General features: G+C 60.5%; 15 protein-coding genes. 7 read left to right on the forward strand and 8 right to left on the reverse strand.

Translation table 11 applies throughout. From position 1 onward, the window contains the following. Positions 1 to 267: 267 nt before the first annotated feature. From uvrB to SJY08_RS07075, 3 genes are all read right to left on the reverse strand, one after another. Entirely contained in the window at positions 268 to 3,339 is a 3,072-nt protein-coding gene (gene uvrB, locus SJY08_RS07065; RefSeq protein WP_377275143.1) for an excinuclease ABC subunit UvrB, read from the reverse strand. 117 nt (positions 3,340 to 3,456) lie between these two features. Beyond that, entirely contained in the window at positions 3,457 to 4,377 is a 921-nt protein-coding gene (locus SJY08_RS07070) for an HNH endonuclease (RefSeq protein ID WP_377275144.1), read from the reverse strand. A gap of 66 nt (positions 4,378 to 4,443) precedes the next feature. Further along, positions 4,444 to 6,453, reverse strand: a complete 2,010-nt coding sequence (locus SJY08_RS07075; protein WP_377275145.1) for a putative bifunctional diguanylate cyclase/phosphodiesterase — start codon at positions 6,451 to 6,453, stop codon at positions 4,444 to 4,446. Positions 6,454 to 6,775: 322 nt separating this feature from the next. Here SJY08_RS07075 and SJY08_RS07080 point away from each other — a divergent pair, with 322 nt between their 5' ends. Next, a complete protein-coding gene (locus SJY08_RS07080) occupies positions 6,776 to 7,126 on the forward strand; it encodes a DMT family protein (RefSeq protein ID WP_054151378.1) in 351 nt (116 codons plus the stop codon). A 61-nt stretch (positions 7,127 to 7,187) separates the two neighbouring features. Here the strand turns inward: SJY08_RS07080 and SJY08_RS07085 are convergent, their stop codons facing one another. Next, positions 7,188 to 7,625 (reverse strand): hypothetical protein, encoded by a 438-nt coding sequence (locus tag SJY08_RS07085; protein WP_054151377.1) that lies wholly within the window; start codon positions 7,623 to 7,625, stop codon positions 7,188 to 7,190. Positions 7,626 to 7,773: 148 nt separating this feature from the next. Here SJY08_RS07085 and SJY08_RS07090 point away from each other — a divergent pair, with 148 nt between their 5' ends. Next, complete coding sequence (locus SJY08_RS07090; RefSeq protein WP_377275146.1) at positions 7,774 to 8,541, forward strand: helix-turn-helix domain-containing protein; 768 nt, start codon at positions 7,774 to 7,776, stop codon at positions 8,539 to 8,541. A gap of 6 nt (positions 8,542 to 8,547) precedes the next feature. On the opposite strand, the gene SJY08_RS07095 is transcribed toward SJY08_RS07090, so the two are convergent. Further along, positions 8,548 to 8,937 (reverse strand): acyl-CoA thioesterase, encoded by a 390-nt coding sequence (locus tag SJY08_RS07095; RefSeq protein WP_082347838.1) that lies wholly within the window; start codon positions 8,935 to 8,937, stop codon positions 8,548 to 8,550. A gap of 178 nt (positions 8,938 to 9,115) precedes the next feature. On the opposite strand from SJY08_RS07095, the gene SJY08_RS07100 reads away from it, so the two are divergent. From SJY08_RS07100 to SJY08_RS07120, 5 genes are all read left to right on the forward strand, one after another. Continuing rightward, entirely contained in the window at positions 9,116 to 10,930 is a 1,815-nt protein-coding gene (locus tag SJY08_RS07100) for a methyl-accepting chemotaxis protein (protein ID WP_377275147.1), read from the forward strand. Between the two features lie 164 nt (positions 10,931 to 11,094). Next, complete coding sequence (locus tag SJY08_RS07105; protein WP_377275148.1) at positions 11,095 to 11,892, forward strand: hypothetical protein; 798 nt, start codon at positions 11,095 to 11,097, stop codon at positions 11,890 to 11,892. Positions 11,893 to 12,325: 433 nt separating this feature from the next. Continuing rightward, positions 12,326 to 13,147 (forward strand): sulfite exporter TauE/SafE family protein, encoded by an 822-nt coding sequence (locus SJY08_RS07110; RefSeq protein WP_377275149.1) that lies wholly within the window; start codon positions 12,326 to 12,328, stop codon positions 13,145 to 13,147. A 124-nt stretch (positions 13,148 to 13,271) separates the two neighbouring features. Next, positions 13,272 to 13,745, forward strand: a complete 474-nt coding sequence (gene lysM / locus SJY08_RS07115) for a peptidoglycan-binding protein LysM (protein WP_377275150.1) — start codon at positions 13,272 to 13,274, stop codon at positions 13,743 to 13,745. Positions 13,746 to 13,817: 72 nt separating this feature from the next. Next, complete coding sequence (locus SJY08_RS07120; protein ID WP_377275151.1) at positions 13,818 to 13,958, forward strand: hypothetical protein; 141 nt, start codon at positions 13,818 to 13,820, stop codon at positions 13,956 to 13,958. Positions 13,959 to 13,999: 41 nt separating this feature from the next. Here the strand turns inward: SJY08_RS07120 and SJY08_RS07125 are convergent, their stop codons facing one another. Genes SJY08_RS07125 through SJY08_RS07135 form a run of 3 tightly spaced genes read right to left on the reverse strand, consistent with a single transcriptional unit; the run spans position 14,000 to position 17,430 of the window. Continuing rightward, positions 14,000 to 15,088: a DNA cytosine methyltransferase gene (locus SJY08_RS07125; RefSeq protein ID WP_377275152.1), complete on the reverse strand. Its 1,089-nt coding sequence runs from the start codon at positions 15,086 to 15,088 to the stop codon at positions 14,000 to 14,002. Positions 15,089 to 15,123: 35 nt separating this feature from the next. After that, positions 15,124 to 16,068, reverse strand: coding sequence for an O-methyltransferase (locus SJY08_RS07130; RefSeq protein WP_377275153.1), 945 nt, complete (start codon positions 16,066 to 16,068; stop codon positions 15,124 to 15,126). Continuing rightward, positions 16,069 to 17,430, reverse strand: coding sequence for an ATP-binding protein (locus SJY08_RS07135; RefSeq protein WP_377275154.1), 1,362 nt, complete (start codon positions 17,428 to 17,430; stop codon positions 16,069 to 16,071). It abuts the gene before it with no gap. Positions 17,431 to 17,595 lie beyond the last annotated feature (165 nt).

A 17,595-nucleotide genomic window follows, 5' to 3' on the forward strand; every position in this document is an offset into this window, starting at 1 on the left:
CTGACGCGTAGGTGAACACAAATCAGGTTAGTGTTGTCCACAACACCCACACCAACCCTAGCACCAATGTTACCGTCACACCCCGCACCAGCCAACGCACGCCGCGGGAACGGCTGCGCGAGCCGGCGGTCATGTAACTGAGGATATCAGAGAGCAGGTTTGCCAGGTCTTGCATGGTGTCCGCTTGTGCCCCTCTCTTGGAATTTCTATCACTTAGCTGCGCTAAGATGCTGAAATTCCATTCTCCCCCGCAAGGGGGGAGATGACCTAGCGCCCCGGCCGCCCCGTCTTGCCCTTCGTTCGGCCCTTGCGCTTCTGATCCACCGGATCCTCGTAGGAGCCGGCGCCGGAGCGGGCGCGGATGATGGGGCGGGGGTCGTCGGACCCCCTCACCAAGTTCGCCTCGCCAATCGGCTTCGCCTCTTGGGGCGAACTATCCTCTCCCACAAGGGGAGAGGCGGGAGCGCGGGGCTTCTCGGGTAGCTTGCCGGTGACAGGCTTTTCCGTGCGGCCGACGGTCATTTCGTCGAGGGTGTTCTTGCGGAAATAGGAGCTTTCCGGGCCGGATTTCGGCATGGGGACGGCGCCATCGGTGCCGGGGCCCATGTCGTCGATATGGGGTTTGGAGAAATAGCTGCCCTTGCCTTCCGGGGCGCCGGATTTGTTGCGGCCGGAGGGGGAGATGCGGGGTTGATCGGCGTCGCCGGTTGTGGGTCCTTGGGTCAAGCCCGAGGATGACGACGGAGGGGGCGGCGCCAAGTTTTTCCCTCTCGTGCCTTCGGCACTCGACGCCTCTTGCTTGGCGATCGGGTCGTCCATGGCGGCGAGTTCGACGGCCTTGAGGCGTTTGATTTCGTCGCGCAGGCGGGCGGCCTTTTCGAAGTCGAGGTCGGCGGCGGCGTTGCGCATGTCTTTTTCGAGCGCGTTGAGATGGGCCTGGAGGTTGTTGCCGACGAGGTGGCCGCCATCGGCAAAACCCTTGCCGGAGGTGCCGGATATGTCGGCGCGGACGTGGTCGCGCTCGTAGACGGAATCCAGGATGTCGGAAATGCGGGCCTTGACCAACTCAGGCGTGATGCCGTGTTCGATGTTGTAGGCCATCTGCTTTTCGCGGCGGCGGGACGTCTCGTCCATGGCGCGCTGCATCGAGCCGGTGATCTGGTCGGCATAGAGGATGACCTTGCCGTCGACGTTTCTGGCTGCGCGGCCGATGGTCTGGACCAGCGAGGTTTCCGAGCGGAGGAAACCCTCTTTGTCGGCATCGAGGATGGCGACGAAGCCGCATTCGGGGATGTCGAGGCCCTCGCGCAGCAGGTTGATGCCGACGAGCACGTCGAAGGCGCCGAGGCGAAGATCGCGGATGATCTCGATGCGCTCCAGCGTGTCGATGTCGGAGTGCATGTAGCGGACGCGCACGCCCTGTTCATGCAGGTATTCGGTGAGGTCTTCGGCCATGCGCTTGGTGAGCACGGTGACGAGGGTGCGGTAACCTTTCAGCGCCGTTTCGCGGATCTCGCCGAGCACGTCGTCGACCTGGGATTTGGCCGGGCGGATCTCGACCGGCGGGTCGATGAGGCCTGTGGGTCGGATGACCTGTTCGGCAAAGACGCCGCCGGCGGCTTCCATTTCCCAATTGCCGGGCGTGGCGGAGACGGCGACGGTCTGGGGGCGCATGGCGTCCCATTCCTCGAAGCGTAAGGGGCGGTTGTCCATGCAGGAGGGCAGGCGGAAGCCGTATTCGGCCAGTGTCGCTTTTCTGCGAAAATCTCCTCGGTACATGCCGCCGATCTGGGAGACGGAGACATGGCTTTCGTCGATGAAAAGCAGCGCGTTGTCGGGGATGTATTCGAACAGCGTCGGCGGCGGCTCGCCGGGCTTGCGGCCGGTGAGGTAGCGCGAATAGTTCTCGATGCCGGCGCAGGAGCCGGTCGCCTCGAGCATTTCGATATCGTAGCGGGTGCGCTGTTCCAGCCGCTGGGCTTCGAGCAGGCGGCCGCCCTTTTCGAGCTCGGCGAGGCGGATCTTCAGCTCGTCCTTGATCGATTTGATCGCGCCGTTGAGGGCGGGGCGCGGCGTGACATAGTGGCTGTTGGCATAGATCTTCACCGTCTTCATGTCGCCGGTCTTGTGGCCGGTGAGCGGGTCGAATTCGGTGATGCTCTCGATCTCGTCGCCGAACAGGGTGATGCGCCAGGCGGCATCCTCCAGGTGGGCGGGGAAGAGTTCGATCGTGTCGCCGCGCACCCGGAAGGAGCCACGGACGAAGTTGATGTCCTGGCGCTTGTATTGCTGGGCGACGAGGTCGGCGAGCAGCTGGCGCTGGTCGATGCGGTCGCCGACCGACATCTGGAAGGTCATGGCGGTGTAGGTTTCGACCGAGCCGATACCATAGATGCAGGAGACGGAGGCGACGATGATGCAGTCGTCGCGCTCGAGGATGGCGCGGGTGGCGGCGTGGCGCATGCGGTCGATCTGTTCGTTGATCGAACTCTCCTTCTCGATGAAGGTATCCGAGCGCGGCACATAGGCTTCCGGCTGGTAGTAGTCGTAATAGGAGACGAAATATTCGACCGCATTGTCGGGGAAGAAGTTCTTGAACTCGGAATAGAGCTGGGCGGCGAGCGTCTTGTTCGGCGCGAGGATGACGGCGGGGCGCTGGGTCGCCTCGATCACCTTGGCCATGGTGAAGGTCTTGCCCGATCCGGTGACGCCGAGCAGGACCTGGGTGCGGTCGTTGTTCTCAAGGCCCTCGACGAGGTCCTTGATCGCGGTCGGCTGGTCGCCGGCGGGCTCGAAATCGGAGGCCATGCGGATCGGCACGCCGCCTTCGGATTTCGCCGGGCGGGCCGGTCGGTGCGGCATCCAGAGTTCGCCGTTCTTGAACAGCGGGTTGCCGCTTTCGATCAGGGCGGAGAGAGCTTCGACGGTGGCGGTGACGGCGCCGGGGGCGAGCAATTCGGCTTCCTCAAGCGAGACGTCCATGCCGGCGATCGGATTGAGGCCGGCGGCGGCGCGGGTCTTCGGATCGGAGGAGGCGCCGATCGAGACGCCGCGGGAGGTCTTCTGCGAGGTGGTGTTCTTGGCGGTTGGTTTGGTCGTCGCCTTTTCCAGCGCGACCTTTTCCGCATGGCGGCGGGCCTCGATCTCGATCTTCTTGCGGTGCTTGCCGGCTTTCGAAGCGAGTTCCCGCTGGCTCTCGACCGTGGATGCCTCGGCTTCCGCCTCCAATTGCTTCACCCAATCCGAAACCGACCCGGACAGGGGCGCGCCTTCGAATGCAGTCTGCGGGGCTTCCTCGAAACTATCAGAGGGGGCGGAGGATTTGGGAGACTTTGCCATGGCCGGAATATGGAGAAGCGCGCCGGCAAAGGGAAGGGGCGGGGCCAGGATAATCAGAACAAAAACGCAACAGGAAGAGGAGGTTGTTGCCAGCGTGGTGGCAGGAGGGAAAGGGCGTCAGTGCTTGAAGACGTTGTCGCGATGCCAGCCGAGATAATGCGGGTGGGGACGCAGATGCGGGGCGGCCGGGACGCGTGCCTTGCCGTCCTTGACGAGCAGGTGGGAGATGTCCTCGTTCAACTGGCGGGACTGCAGGATGGTGAAGTCGTCTGCGAGTGACAGGAGGCCGCGATCGAACATCCAGTGGACGGTGCCTGAGAGGGCGATACCGTTTTGCACGGAATCGTTGCCGCCACGTTCGACGGGCACGATATGGGCTGCTTCCACTTCGGGCCGGCCTCCGCCGTTGATCAGGCGAAGGCCCGTGAAGGCGCAGGTGCGATCATAGACCCGACGGATATGCTGGCGGAATTTCGCATCCCGGAACGGACGATTGATCGTGTGCTGCAGGATCGGCCGTTCATAGCCGTCTGCGACATACCCGGCTTGCGCCGGCTCATCGACTTCGAAGTAGGTTAGGGGGTCGGCTGGCAGATGACTGTCTCCCGCCTGGTCGATCCTTTGCGGCCACTCATCGGGTTCGGACAGGCCGCTGTTCACCAGGGCAGCAAATTCACCGTCACTGATCACGCGGACTGCCTGGACGCTGCGCCCGGGATTGACGCTTCCATCGGGGCTTACCAACTGCCGCTCTAACCCGCCGTTTTCGCGGTAATCCAGTGGACGGTCAAAATCGATATAGTCAGCCAACCTGGCGTAATAGTGATCCGCAATCTCGTTGTCGTCGTCGATCGCCGTGACCCTGGCAAGGCCAGAGTAGTAGCGGCTCGGCATGCCCGTCAGGGGGCCGTAATAGACGATCCAGTCACCCAGAGACTGCTGCACTCGGGAGAGGTACATTTTCGGGAAGTGATAAAGCTGTCCTCGGACATCCTTATAGCCGCTCCCGTCCTTGTGGTAGAAAATCGCCTTTGCCATGGCCGTCCCGAGTCATTTCGCTTCGCCACTATGCAGCCGTAGTCGGCGGACGCAACCATCGTTCAATCACGCCACCGACAGATGTTTTGACCGGGTCTTGCGCTTGAGTGCGGTCGGCTGGTTCTCGGCGATCCAAGTGTCGAGGGCGTTTGCAGGCATGGGGCGGGCGAAGAGATAGCCCTGGGCGATGCTGCAGCCGAGGCGGGCGAGGATGGCGGCGTCTTCGGGCGTCTCGACGCCTTCGACGACGATGTCGAGGGAGAGGGACTGGCCGAGGCTGATCATGGCCGAGATCAGTTTCTGGTTGGTCTCGCTGCGGGCGACGTCCTTGACGAAGCTGCGGTCGATCTTGAGGCGGTCGACCTTCAGGCCGATCAGATAGGCGAGGGATGAATGGCCCATGCCGAAGTCGTCGACGGCGAGCTTGTAACCATCCTGTTCGAGCTGCTTCAACTGCTCGTCGGCCAGTGCAGGATCGAGAATGGCCTCCTCGGTGATCTCTATCTCGAGTGCCGATGGCGCCACGCCATGGGCGCTGGTGACACGCTGCAGCATGCAAGGCACGGAATAGAGCGCAAATTCCCGCGGCGAAACGTTGAGTGCCACCGTCACCTCGCCGAGGCCGACATCAGGCAGGCGGCGGGCGAGCAGGCAAGCATCGCGGGCGATACTTGCCGTGAGCTGTTCCGAGAGATGCACCGTGCGTGCGGCGTTGACGATTTCCGGTGGTGACACGAAGCCGAGCTGCGGATGCTGCCAGCGCACCAGCGCCTCGAAGCCGGTGATGCGGCGTGTCGTCAGGTCGACCTGGGGCTGGAACCAGGCGCCAATGGCGCCGCTCTGTATGGCGCGGTCGAGATCCTGCTCGATGATGCGCTTGCGCTCGGCATTGCGGCGCAGGTCGGGGTCGAACTCCCGCAGCTGGCGGCGATCGGCGCGCTTGGCGTCGTAGAGTGCCATGTCTGCGCAGGCGAGCAGTTCTTCGGCATTGTCTGCGTGATCTGGATAGGCCGCGAGGCCGACGCTCAGGCCGATGACGGACTGGCGCTGGTGCCAGTGAATCGGCCGGCGGCTGGCTTCGAGCACGGCGGCCGCATGGGTGCGGGCGCGATTCAAGGCATCCGGACCGCTGACGACCACGGCGAATTCATCGCCGCCAAGACGGGCGATCAGGCTGCCGTCCTCGACGAGCGATGCAAGGCGGGTGGCGATCTCACGCAGCAGCGCATCGCCGGCGCTATGGCCAAGCGTGTCGTTGATCGACTGGAAACGCTCGACGTCGAAGATCAGCAGGGCGACCTGTTCGTTGACAACGGCGGCCCTGGCGATGTCGCCGGCGAGGCGTCCGTGAAAGAACATGCGGTTGGCGAGGCCGGTCAGCGTGTCACGGTTGGCCAAGGCTTCGAGACGCGAGTTCTGACGAAGGATGTCGCTGTTGGCACGGGTCAGACTATCAGCGAGTGCGGTCGCCTCATGGCGGGCGACCTGGCTGTTGACGAACATACGCTCCGCCCAGAGGCTGCGGCGGATGAAAACGAAGATCATCAGGCTGAGGCAGACGCCGACCAGCACGTCATTGAAGCGCCAGTTGCCGATCAGATTGACCATGAGGGAGAGTAGAATCGGGATGGAGTAGTTCAAGGCGAGCGGCGTGTAGCCGATCTGCTTAACGACCGATCCGGCGGCCATGCCGCCCATCATCAAGAAGAGTGGGGCATGGCGCCCGAGCGGTTCGAAGTCGTCAATTGTCCAGGGCAGTGCGGCCCAGACGATGCCCGAGGCGAGCGCGCCGAGCGAGAGAATGGTCAGGCTGCTCTGCGGCGCCGACAACAGCTTGCCGCGCCGATTGAGCGCATTCATGGTATAGGCCCTGATGGCGACCACGATGATCGACACGACATACCAGGAGACGTTTGTCCAGCCTGCCTCGTTCTGAAGGTGCAGGATGAACAGGCAGACGGTGAGTGTGATCAGGTTCAAGACGAGTGTGGAGCGATAGCCGTCGGCGATGTCCGCCACCTGGGCTTGCAGCACTGCCGGCACTGTTCCGCCGCTTCGGCTCTCGTTCAACCACATAAAACAAAACCCATACCAATCGCAATAAAACATCAATAACAAGAGCGACTTAACGGGGTGTTATCGCGGCTCGCCGCAATTTAACTAGAAATCATCGGCAACTTTTTGGTGGTGCAAAAATGTGAGTTCGCGTCGCTTTTGCCCGCTTTCACTCTGGCCTTCCAGGCCCTGATTTCGTCGCGCAGGTTGCAAAACGCTACACGCAAGGGAATTCATTGGCGGCCAAGAATGCACAGCCCATAGTCGAGACCATTTAATATGTAGAGATGTGCAGGCGACTCATGGGTCGCCTGCATCTCCCCCTCCATCTCACGAGTTCTCCATGCCGAGCCTCTCTCCCGCCGCTCTCTGGCCGATCCTGCTTCTTTCCCTCTCGAACGTCTTCATGACATTCGCCTGGTACGGGCATCTCAAATACAAGACGTCCGCCCTCTGGATCGCGATCGTCGCGAGCTGGGGCATCGCCTTCTTCGAATATTGCCTGGCGGTTCCTGCCAACCGGATTGGTGCGGAGGTCTATTCGGCCGCGCAGTTGAAGACCATTCAGGAAGTCATCACGTTGATCGTCTTTTCCGGCTTCTCGGTGTTCTTCCTCAAGGAAAGCCTGACCATCAACCATGTGATCGGCTTTGCCCTGATCGCTGCCGGGGCTGCCTTCGTCTTTCGCGGATGAAAGGCGGCGCGACCAAGTTCTGGTCGCGCCGTCTTCTGGCCGGTTTGGGGCCGCCGTGTCTCTAGCTTGCGGTAGCGACGCGATCCGTGCCGATACGCCAGGCCGGAAGGACGATGGCAGCCAAGAGGAGAGTGTTGAGCAGGACGTTGACGCTCGCGCCGGATACGAAGGAGCCAGTGCTGTCGACGAGATACCAGGCAAATGTCCCCTCGATCATCAATAAACGGGCAAGCTTTGGATCGGCCGGCAGCAGGCGGTCGATGATCAGCCACATCATGACCCCCCAGCCGACCATGACCCCGCCGCCTATGGCAGCGAGTACGCGGGCGGCCTGGGTATCTATGGGCTGTGCGCCGTCAAGCGGCCAGAACACCGCGTCGGCGAGGAGGGTTGCCGGCAGCGAAACGGCCGGGTGGGCGCCGAGGGCGACGAGCAGGCCCAGCAATACGATGAAGAGACTGGTCAGCTTCAGCCAGGTGGCGGCAAAATCACGGGACATTGGCAATTTTCCTTTCCGGTTGCGATGACGTGACCATGGCGGCCGGCCGGACGTGTCGCAATTACTCCGCAGGTAAGTGACGAGGCGCGCTGCATCTGCCAGAAGTTTTTGCAATTGCCGCTCGGAACGCTGCAGCATGGAGGATGTCATGACGGGTGATTTTGGTGGCCAGTTGCGCAACTGGCGCGGCAAGCGACGGATGAGCCAATTGCAGCTGGCGCTGGTTGCCGATGTCTCCGCGCGGCACATCGCCTTTCTTGAGACGGGACGGGCGAAGCCGAGCCGGCACATGGTTCTGCGGCTCGGCGAGGCGCTGGAGGTGCCGCGGGCCGAGCGCAACCTGATGCTGGATGCGGCAGGCTACCGCGCGGCCTATGCCCGCCGGCCGCTGGACAGCGCAACCATGGCACCTATCCGCAGGGCGATCAGCCACATGATTGCCGGGCATATGCCCTATCCGGCCTTTGTCTTCGATCGCTGCTGGACCGTGATGGATGCCAATGCGAGCGGTCATGCCATGTTGTCGGGCTTCGGCCTTGCTGCCGGGGACAGCTTCGTCGACTTCCTGCTGCAGCCCGGACGGGGCGCCGAACTGGTGGAGAACTGGCATGAGGTTGCCGGGCATCTGGCGGCCCGTTTCAGACTGGAAAGCGCTCATCTCGGCGGCGATGCGATGCTGGAGCGGGCAGCCGAGGCGCTGGCTTGCGAGGTGGGAGAGGGCGATCACGGCGTAAGCGGCGACCTGCCACCGGTTCTGGCGGTGCGCTTTCGCTTCGGTGGAATGGTCTATCCGATGTTCTCAACGATCACGCAGTTCGGCACGGCGGATGACATCGCGCTCGCGGATATCAAGATCGAAATGTTCTTCCCGTCGGATGACGCCTGCGAAGCTTTCTTCCTCAGCATGGCCGGCTGAGGCCGGTCAGGCCTGGGGCACCGGCGTCGGCTTGCCATCAGCATCGAGCGCGACCATGACGAAGGTCGCTTCGGTGACTTTTTCCATGACATGGGTCAGATAGCGCTGGGCCCAGGTCTCGACCTTGAGCGTCATGGATGTGCGGCCGACGCGGCTGATTTCCGTATAGACGCACAGCGTGTCGCCGATTTTGACCGGCATGGCAAAGGCCATCTCCTGGACGGCAGCCGTGACGACGCGGCCTCGGGCACGCTCGGCCGCCCGGATGCCGCAGGCAAGGTCCATCTGGGCCATGACCCAGCCACCGAAGATATCGCCTGCCGCATTGGCGTCTGCCGGCATGGCAAGTGTCCTCAGGGTCAGTTCGCCGGTGGGTGTTTGCGTTGTGCCGATCATCATTCTGTCGAGACTCCTGTGTGTGCTGCACAGAGAAGTACGCGGAGCAGCCGGTGCGCCACTACTAATATTCACATACAAAAAAGTACCCGTAACATTTTGTAAGACCGCATTTACGGAGTTTAGAACTGATAAATATCAAAATTTGGCATTCGAATCAAAGTTGGGGGTGGAAAGCATGAAATCGGTGTCTCTGTCTGTGCGGCTATACGCACTGGTCGCACTGGCTCTGGCGGTACTCGTGGGCACACTGACATACAGCCTCGTTCAATCGTATGACGCGCTGGTACACGAGCGTCGTCTGGGTCTGGCCCAAATCAATGATCAGGCGATCTCGATTTTCGACACGTATCACAAGCAGGAGCTCGACGGCACGCTGACGCGCGAGGAGGCGCAGGCGCGGGCCAAGGAAGTCACCGGCGCGATGCGCTACAATCCTGACGGCTACTACTTCGTCATCGATATGCAGCCGGCCATGGTCATGCATCCGATCAAGCCGGAACTGAACGGCAAGGATCTGAGCCAGAACAAGGACCCGAACGGCAAGTTCCTGTTCGTCGAGTTCGTCAATACGGTCAAGGCTAGCAAGGAGGGCTTCGTCGACTATTACTGGCCGAAGCCTGGCTTCGAAGAGCCGGTCGAGAAGCTGTCTCATGTGATCGGCTACGAGCCATGGGGCTGGGTGGTCGGCACGGGCGTCTATTCTGATGACCTCGCAGTGCTCTTCCGCGGCACGGCGCTCCGCTATGGTGTCGTGATTGGTCTTGCGGGCATCGGCATGGTGTTCTTTGCCTATCTCGTTGTGCGCAGCATCGTGCATCCGATCAACCGCCTGAAGGGCGCAATGAACGACATCGCTGAGGAGCGCGTCGACGTTTCCATCGGTGACATCGAGCGTCGGGATGAGATCGGCGGCATGGCCAAGACGCTTGAGGTTCTGCGTGGCAGCGTGCGCGAACGCATCGAGCTGCGCGATCGCGAAGCGCAGCAGCAGGCTAATCTGAACGGCGAACGCGAGCGCAACGAGCTCAATCTGCGCACCTCTTCCGAGCGGCAGAACCATGCGATCAATGCGCTGGGTTCGGCGCTGGAGCGTCTGGCAGAAGGTGATCTCACCGTGCAGATCGGCGTCATCGGTTCGGAATACGAAAAGCTGCGCGACGACTTCAACCGCGCAGTGGAATCACTGGGCGGCGTCATTGCCGCGATCAACCAGACGAGTGACATCGTAACGTCCTCGGCCGGCAATATCAGCGAGGCGACCAACAACCTGTCGAAGCGCACCGAGCAGCAGGCGGCAGCCCTCGAAGAGACGGCGGCGGCCCTCGACGAGATCACCGCAACCGTTCGCACGGCGGCTGAACGCGCCAATGAGGCACGTCAGATGGTGGCCGAGACCAAGTCGAGCGCCAACCGCTCCGGCGAGATCGTGCGCAGCGCGGTCGATGCCATGGGCCGGATCGAGGGCTCTTCGCAGAAGATCAGCCAGATCATCTCCGTCATCGACGAAATCGCCTTCCAGACCAACCTGCTGGCACTGAACGCCGGCGTCGAGGCGGCGCGTGCCGGTGAAGCGGGTCGCGGCTTTGCGGTCGTGGCGCAGGAAGTGCGGGAACTGGCGCAGCGTTCGGCGAATGCGGCGAAGGAGATCAAGACGCTGATCAGCGCATCGGCTGCCGAAGTCGATACCGGCGTTGGCCTGGTGCGCTCGACCGGCGAGGCACTGATCGAGATCGAGGCCTTGGTCAACCGCGTCAACGAAAGCGTCAACACGATCGCGACCGCGGCGAAGGAACAGGCCACGGGCCTGGCCGAGATCAATACCTCGGTCAACCACATGGACCAGATGACGCAGCAGAATGCGGCGATGGTCGAGGAAACCTCGGCTGCCGGCCAGTCGCTGGCGGAAGAGAGCTACAACCTGCGCCAGCTGCTCTCGCGCCTCAAGGTGAACGCTGCGCAGGCGGCGGCCGGTCATCGCCGAGCGGCGTAAGCGTCAGGCTTGACGCACGGACAATCGACAGACCGGGGCCGGCGGAGCGATCTGCCGGCCCCTAATTTTTGCCCTGGATTCCTCAAGGTTTTCGTTCATGGCGCATTAAGCCGGGATCGCCTATGCTGTCTTTCGTTGTCCCATAAGGGGATATCGAGGGTGAAATGAGTGTTGCGTTTTCGTCCCTTGGCAGCCGGCTGACGGTTGCCGTCCTTTCGCTCCTTCTCGTCGCCGGTTGTTCCGGCAGCGACCGGATTCCTTTCGCTGACGTTGGAGGGCCGCGCGCCGGCGACCAGCTGATCGGCAAGGTCGATCGCAGCAAAGACGGGCGGGTGCTTGTCGGTCGCGTCGGCGACCCACGAGCGGAGGCGGCGGCCTATGCGCCGCGGGCTGCCCAAAACGGTGGCGCCCAGGGGCTCGACTATCTCGATACACCCAACCTGGCTGACAGCGATGCCCCACAGGCCGCGCCGATGATGGCGGCGGGCACTGAGGCGCTTGTTGACGCCCAGGACCAGACGATGAGCGCGATGGTGATCCCGGAAGGTGGCGTCAATATTGATGGCGCGCTCGGGATCGGGGCCGAGCCCGGGATTTCCGATGTCGCTTACGCGGATGCGACGAGCCCGGTCGGCGTGCAGCCGCATGTGGTGACGCGAGGCGGGGCCATGGCGATCGCCGAGGGCTATACCAGCCAGCCGGTGGTCGACGGGATCGGCTTCGACGAGCCGACGCAGATCGTGACGGGGCCGAGCGGGGCGCAGCAGCCCGTAATGCAGGAAACGCAGGTGGCCGCGATGTCGGAGGAGGGCGGGATCCTGCCGCTTTCGGTGGATAGTGGCAATTCCGGCATTGATGATCCGGTCCCGGTTTCGAGCCGGCGGACAGTGGCGGCTTCGAAAGCGCGGGCGCCTGCGGGCAAGGATTGTTCGCTCTATCTCGACAAGCGGAACTGCCGCTGAGCGGCTCCTCAGCCCCTATCCTATTTTGCTAAATGCCTAATCGTTTCCTGGTAAGCGCTTGCTGACGTTCTGGTCCGGACCTCACCGGCGGGTGCGGGGGTGCTGGGGGGGGATGGGTGTGGGTGCTTGGCCATCATGCGTGGATTTTGGGAAAAGGCCCCTCCCAACCCTCCCCACAAGGGGGAGGGCTTAATCCGGCGGTACGGTCGTCTTTGCTGCCGGGTGCCGGGGCGATGGGCGATTGTGGGGGCAGGAGGGGCGCGAGCCGTACCGCCCGGGGCTTTGGCAGGCTTGCGGGCGGGGCGGTGAGCGCCTAGAGGCTTGGACAGGGGTGGTTGGCCTTCCACCACAGTCACTGTCGCGCGGGGCCCCGCGCTTGATCCTGCCGCTTTCCTCGCCGCCCGGCCGGGCGGTTTTATCTCCGGAGTGAGCCATGCCGCCGATTGCCGATATCCTGTTTTTCGTCGCCCTGCTGGTGGCGGCCGGCGCCGTGGCGGGGCTTCTGGCCGGTGTGTTCGGGATTGGCGGGGGGGCGGTGCTGGTGCCGGTCTTCTACCAGGTCTTCGGCTATGCCGGGATCCCGCAAGAGGTGATCATGCATCTGGCTGTGGGAACCTCGACGGCGCTGATCGTGCCGACCTCGATCCGCTCGTTCCAGGCGCATCGGAAGCGCGGGGCTGCTGATATGGACCTCCTCAAGGGCTGGACGATCGCGGTGCCGCTGGGTGCGCTGCTCGCCACCGTGGTCGCGGCTTACGTCTCGAGCGAAGGTCTTCGCCTGTTCTTCGCTGTCATGGGCCTCGTGCTCGCCGCCCGCATGCTCTTCCTCTCCAACCGGATGCATCTCGGCACGGAACTGCCGGGCCAGCCATTTCGGTTCCTCACCGGTTCGGCGATCGGGCTCTTCTCCGGGCTGATGGGGGTCGGCGGCGGGGTGTTCAACAACACCTTCATGACGCTTTACGGAAGGCCGATCCACCAGGCGGTGGCGACCTCGTCGGGCGTTGGCGTGCTGATCTCGATCCCGGCCTTTTTCGGCTTCATCTATGCCGGCTGGGGCGAGGCGGGGCTGCCGCCGTTTTCGACAGGTTTCGTCAACTGGATCGCCTTTGCGGTGATCTTCCCGATCGCCATGCTGGTCACGCCCTATGGCGCGCAGCTGGCGCACCGGCTCAACAAGCGGCAGCTTGAACTGGGTTTTGCGGTGTTTTTGTTATTTGTGTCGGCGCGGTTTTTCTGGAGCCTGTACGGCTGACGGCATGGACGCACCGGCCTTGTCGATGCGTTCCTGTTAAAACAGCAATCCCTTCTTGAGTTTGTCGTAAAGCTGGTCTCTCCTATCGGCACCGATCAACGGTGACACAATGAGGGAGACCGGCATGGGTTTGTTCAATTTCATCAAGAGTGCGGGCAAGAAGCTCGGGATCGGCGGCGATGACGACGCGCCGGATGCGGAGGCCGTGCAGAAGGAACTCGCCTCGCACGGGCTCGGCACCGATGCCGTCCAGGTCGAGGTCGTCGAGGACAAGGTGGTGCTGAAGGGCACGGTCAAGGACCAGTCGATCTTCGAGAAGGCCGTCGTCGCCGTCGGCAATACGCTCGGCATTTCCTCGGTCGAGGCTGCCGAACTGACGATCGCCGAGACGCCGGACGCAGCCCCGGTCGCCGCCAAGGAGCCGGTCTTCTACACGGTCAAGAAGGGCGACAATCTCTGGAAGATCGCCGAGGCGCAATATGGCAAGGGCAAGGGCGCGAAGAACCCGGTGATTTTTGAGGCCAACCGGCCGATGCTCAGCCATCCCGACAAGATCTATCCGGGGCAGGTGTTGCGGATTCCGGAATTGGCCGATTGAGAAGAGCGCGCGGGTGGCCACGATGGCGGCCCGCGCTTTTGCACCGGTTATGTCAATTGCATCGCCTTTGCGGTGATCTTCCCGATCGCCATGCTGGTCACGCCCTATGGCGCGCAGCTGGCGCATCGGCTGAACAAGCGGCAGCTCGAGACGGGCTTTGCGGTGTTTCTGCTGTTTGTGTCGGCGCGGTTCTTCTGGAGTTTGGTGGGATGAGGGACGAAAGGCAACTTATGGGCGTGACTAGCCGTTGCGGCTTATTCTGCCGCTATGGACGATCCATGCCCTCTATAGAGCTTTGATCGAAGCGTTGAAAATATGGCCTCAGAAATGATCGGCGATACACTATTTCCAATCATGCGGAAGCTGTGCCAAACGGTCGGGTGGAATACGAAGCTATCTGGAAAGCCTTGCAGCCGAGCAGCTTCCCTCACAGTTATAACACGTGGAAGGTCAGGGTGTATTGGACGCACCGATTGAAACGACCCTCGATCACTTCCGGTCCCCGCCCGTAATGTTGGGCATTGCCCATCCCAGGCAAGCCGCGGGTGTCGACCGACTTTATCTATTCCACCCATCGGAACATTTTTGAACCGCGCCGTTACTTCGTCAGTGTGCAGTGTCGGTCGATGCCCGGTAAATCTTCGATCTGCTGTAAGAAGTGCGTCACGATACCGATTTGGCACGACCTCAGGCGGCAACTGCCATATGTCGAAGCCATCAGTATGACCAATCTCTCTCGCGTGTCTCAGGTCTTCAATTGCATCTGCGACAGTCGCAGCAGGTCTGCGAGCTCCGAGGAAGTCCGCCGTGGTTAAGTCGTCGCAACGGGCTCGATCATAGCCTATTACAAAGAGACGGCGCCTTTTAGTTGCGGCTCCATACTCCGCAGCATCAAGCACGACGGGGCCGACGATTTCGTAGTTGCTGGTCACCAGGCTGAGCGCTTCTTCAAGCACCGGTTTGGCGTCTGGGTAACTAAGGCCTACCACATTTTCCATTACGAAGAACGACGGCCTTACTTCCGCAACCAGTCGGAAGAAATGCCCTAGCAGTTCTCGGCGTGGATCTTCACTATTTCTGTGCCCCATTGCGCTGAAGCCTTGGCATGGCGGCCCGCCGAATATTCCGTCAATTTCGTGCCCGGCGTACTGTATCAGTTGCTGTCCCGTCAGTGTCGAGACGTCCCTGTTTAGTAATGTGGTCTGGCCGAAATTTCTGCTGAAGGACGATGTCAGGGTCTGGTCGATGTCTATAGCTGTTGTGACTTCAAACCCCGCCCGGTGTGCTCCAAGCGAAAAGCCTCCGGTGCCGCAGAAAAGGTCGACGAGCTTCGGGCGTATCATGTTAGGTATTTGGTCTCCGGGTGCGGCTCGTATGCCTATGACAGGATTTGAGCAAAAGAAGGGTACTGGCGGTAGTAAGTCTGAAAGGCTTCGATCTGCTGATCCTCAAGGTCAAATCCTAAGCTCTGTATGATAGCCCTAGTTAGCTTTTCTTTTCGCGGCAGCTTTGCTTGGAGCATTGCCGCTTCCTTCAGGGTTAAATGCGGAGCGGTAATGGGTTTAGATGGTCTCCCGCACCAGTCTTGAGCATCGACCAAATCGCGCACTAACTTTGATGCCCCTTTAGTCGGCAAAACTCCGCCTACCGTGACCATCGGCGCAGAATCCTGATAGACAATTCGGAATCCTGGCACAAAGCCACCTGGCCGTCTGATGTCCAATGCGATCGACTGCATGAAATCTAGCAAGAGATCCGCAAGCGTCTCTTGCATACGCTCGTCGCGGCATGCCCTTTTCGGCATTTCGTCTGGAACAATTGCACCAAATATATCGCGGAGGCGCTCTACACGGTCAGGCACTCGACCGTAAGACATCTCATGCCCGTTCACCGTAACTAAGAGTACTGAATTCGCCGGTGCGTTTTCGATCACCGAACGGACATCATCAGCGCATCCCTCATCAAAGGCGCCGTCATAATCTAACCAGATCATCCACGGACGAGCGGAGTACGTTGGGTCCAGAAACAGTGCTGGAAGCACCTCGTGTGTGTATCCCTGCTTCACCTGTACTGTTGCATAGGGTGCATTGAACACTGCTCTCTTGTATCCTACTTCATGGGCCTCAATAGAAACCATATCTTCGATGCCAAGAACTTTATGGGCCATAGTAAAATCTGTAAACCATACCGATCCAAGGCCGATGTATGCCATCTTCTCCCAGTCCATGTGGTTTTGAAGACGTCTAGCGCCCTCAAATATAACATAACGCTGTATGCTTTTGCTTGGGCGGAGGCTGTAATTGATGCTGTCGAACGATGCCATTCAATCCTCTCCGACGAAATCATCAAACGCATAGTCGAACGTCTTCAGGCCGACGTCGCGGTAGGACATGTTGGAATTCCCAAGCTCTTTCGCCAGGCGTTTGAGGCGAGCCAACGGTACAGAATATGCGACGTTTGCAACTCTCTCTCTGGGCGCGGCAACCAACTTGGGTAGATTGACAGATGCTCTGGGAGCAACTTGGTAAATTGAGACGGTTTTCGCAGCCGCTTCAGCTTCCTTCGCGGCCTCTAGCGCCTGTTTGCGGACGTTTGTGTAATCTATCCATGCTCGTGACGCATCTCGCATCCTAGGCTTCGCTCGTCGGTAGACTTCCGAAGATTGATCAACGCTTCTTTTTGTAGTTGTCATCGGTAGGGCCGCAGCGTTCGCCGATGTGAACAGTATGATGCCTATAAAGCCGGAGTACTGCCTGTGCCACTGCGGCCAATTGTCAGTTCCCCAACCCGCGACTGTGCTCTTATCTGCAGCAAGCACGATACGGCCGTTACAGACCACATACCATCCGTATCTTTTGTCACCTTCGTCTTCTTCGTCTGGATCAGAGTCTTCGGGTGGTGGCGCGGCCATTCCAGCAATGATTTCGACCAACACGTCGTCTGGACCCGTATGGTCAGTATATTCAACTCGTACTGGCGCGAAGATATCGCTTTGTCGGAGTTCAATCGTCCATCCCGTGATCTTCTCGCCATTGAGTGTTATGGTAAGCCCCCGGTTGAGGTGCAGCGAGTAATCCCGACTAATCGTGCGCCGGAGATTCTGTAGGAAAGCCGCGCTTTCGAATGCAGCAGCTGCGCCGTCAGTCAGATCATTAATGGAAATTTCGACACCGTTCGAGATGAGATGCTTGCTAGCTTCGATGTCGAAATCCCATGGTGGGGTATCATCATTAAGCCAACTATTGACATTAATCGGCACAACGAAAGACTCGCTTAATCCCGCAGCGGTTTTGTATGTGCTCCGCACCTTGATGTCTCGTCCAATCTTGAAAACGGCACGCTTCATACCAATGCCGTAAACTCCAATACTATATTGGTCGTGCTCCTCTTTTGCGGGGCGTCCGAAGCTAAACGCGTGGTTGACAGCATCGTCTAGCGTCATGCCACCACAGTTATCTATAATCGAGAAGAGACCGCCCGATGCGATGATGTCAACGCGGTATTTGGCAAGATCGGCGCCTTCGGCGAGGCCTATCGGTTTCCCGCCTTCGCAACTCCAGGCACCATCAATGCTATTATCGATAAGATCCAGGATGCAGTCTTCGAGAGTAATGTCTCTCGTTATCATTGTGACGAAAAACTGTTTGGTTGGATTAGCAGTTGCTCTCTTGTCCGTTGTCGCCATCACTGTCTCCCTCTCGCCTGCTATGGATAATATGTCTCGATGAAGATGACAATCGCAGGTTGGGGAAACGTTTCAGCTAAAAATGCGCGCTATTTGCGTTACCGCGCCGAGACTTCGTGTCTGAGATTTGCAGCCTTTATTCGGATACATTCCATCTAAGCCAGG

The organism is Rhizobium sp. R86522 (genome assembly GCF_042466255.1).
Classification (GTDB): domain Bacteria; phylum Pseudomonadota; class Alphaproteobacteria; order Rhizobiales; family Rhizobiaceae; genus Allorhizobium.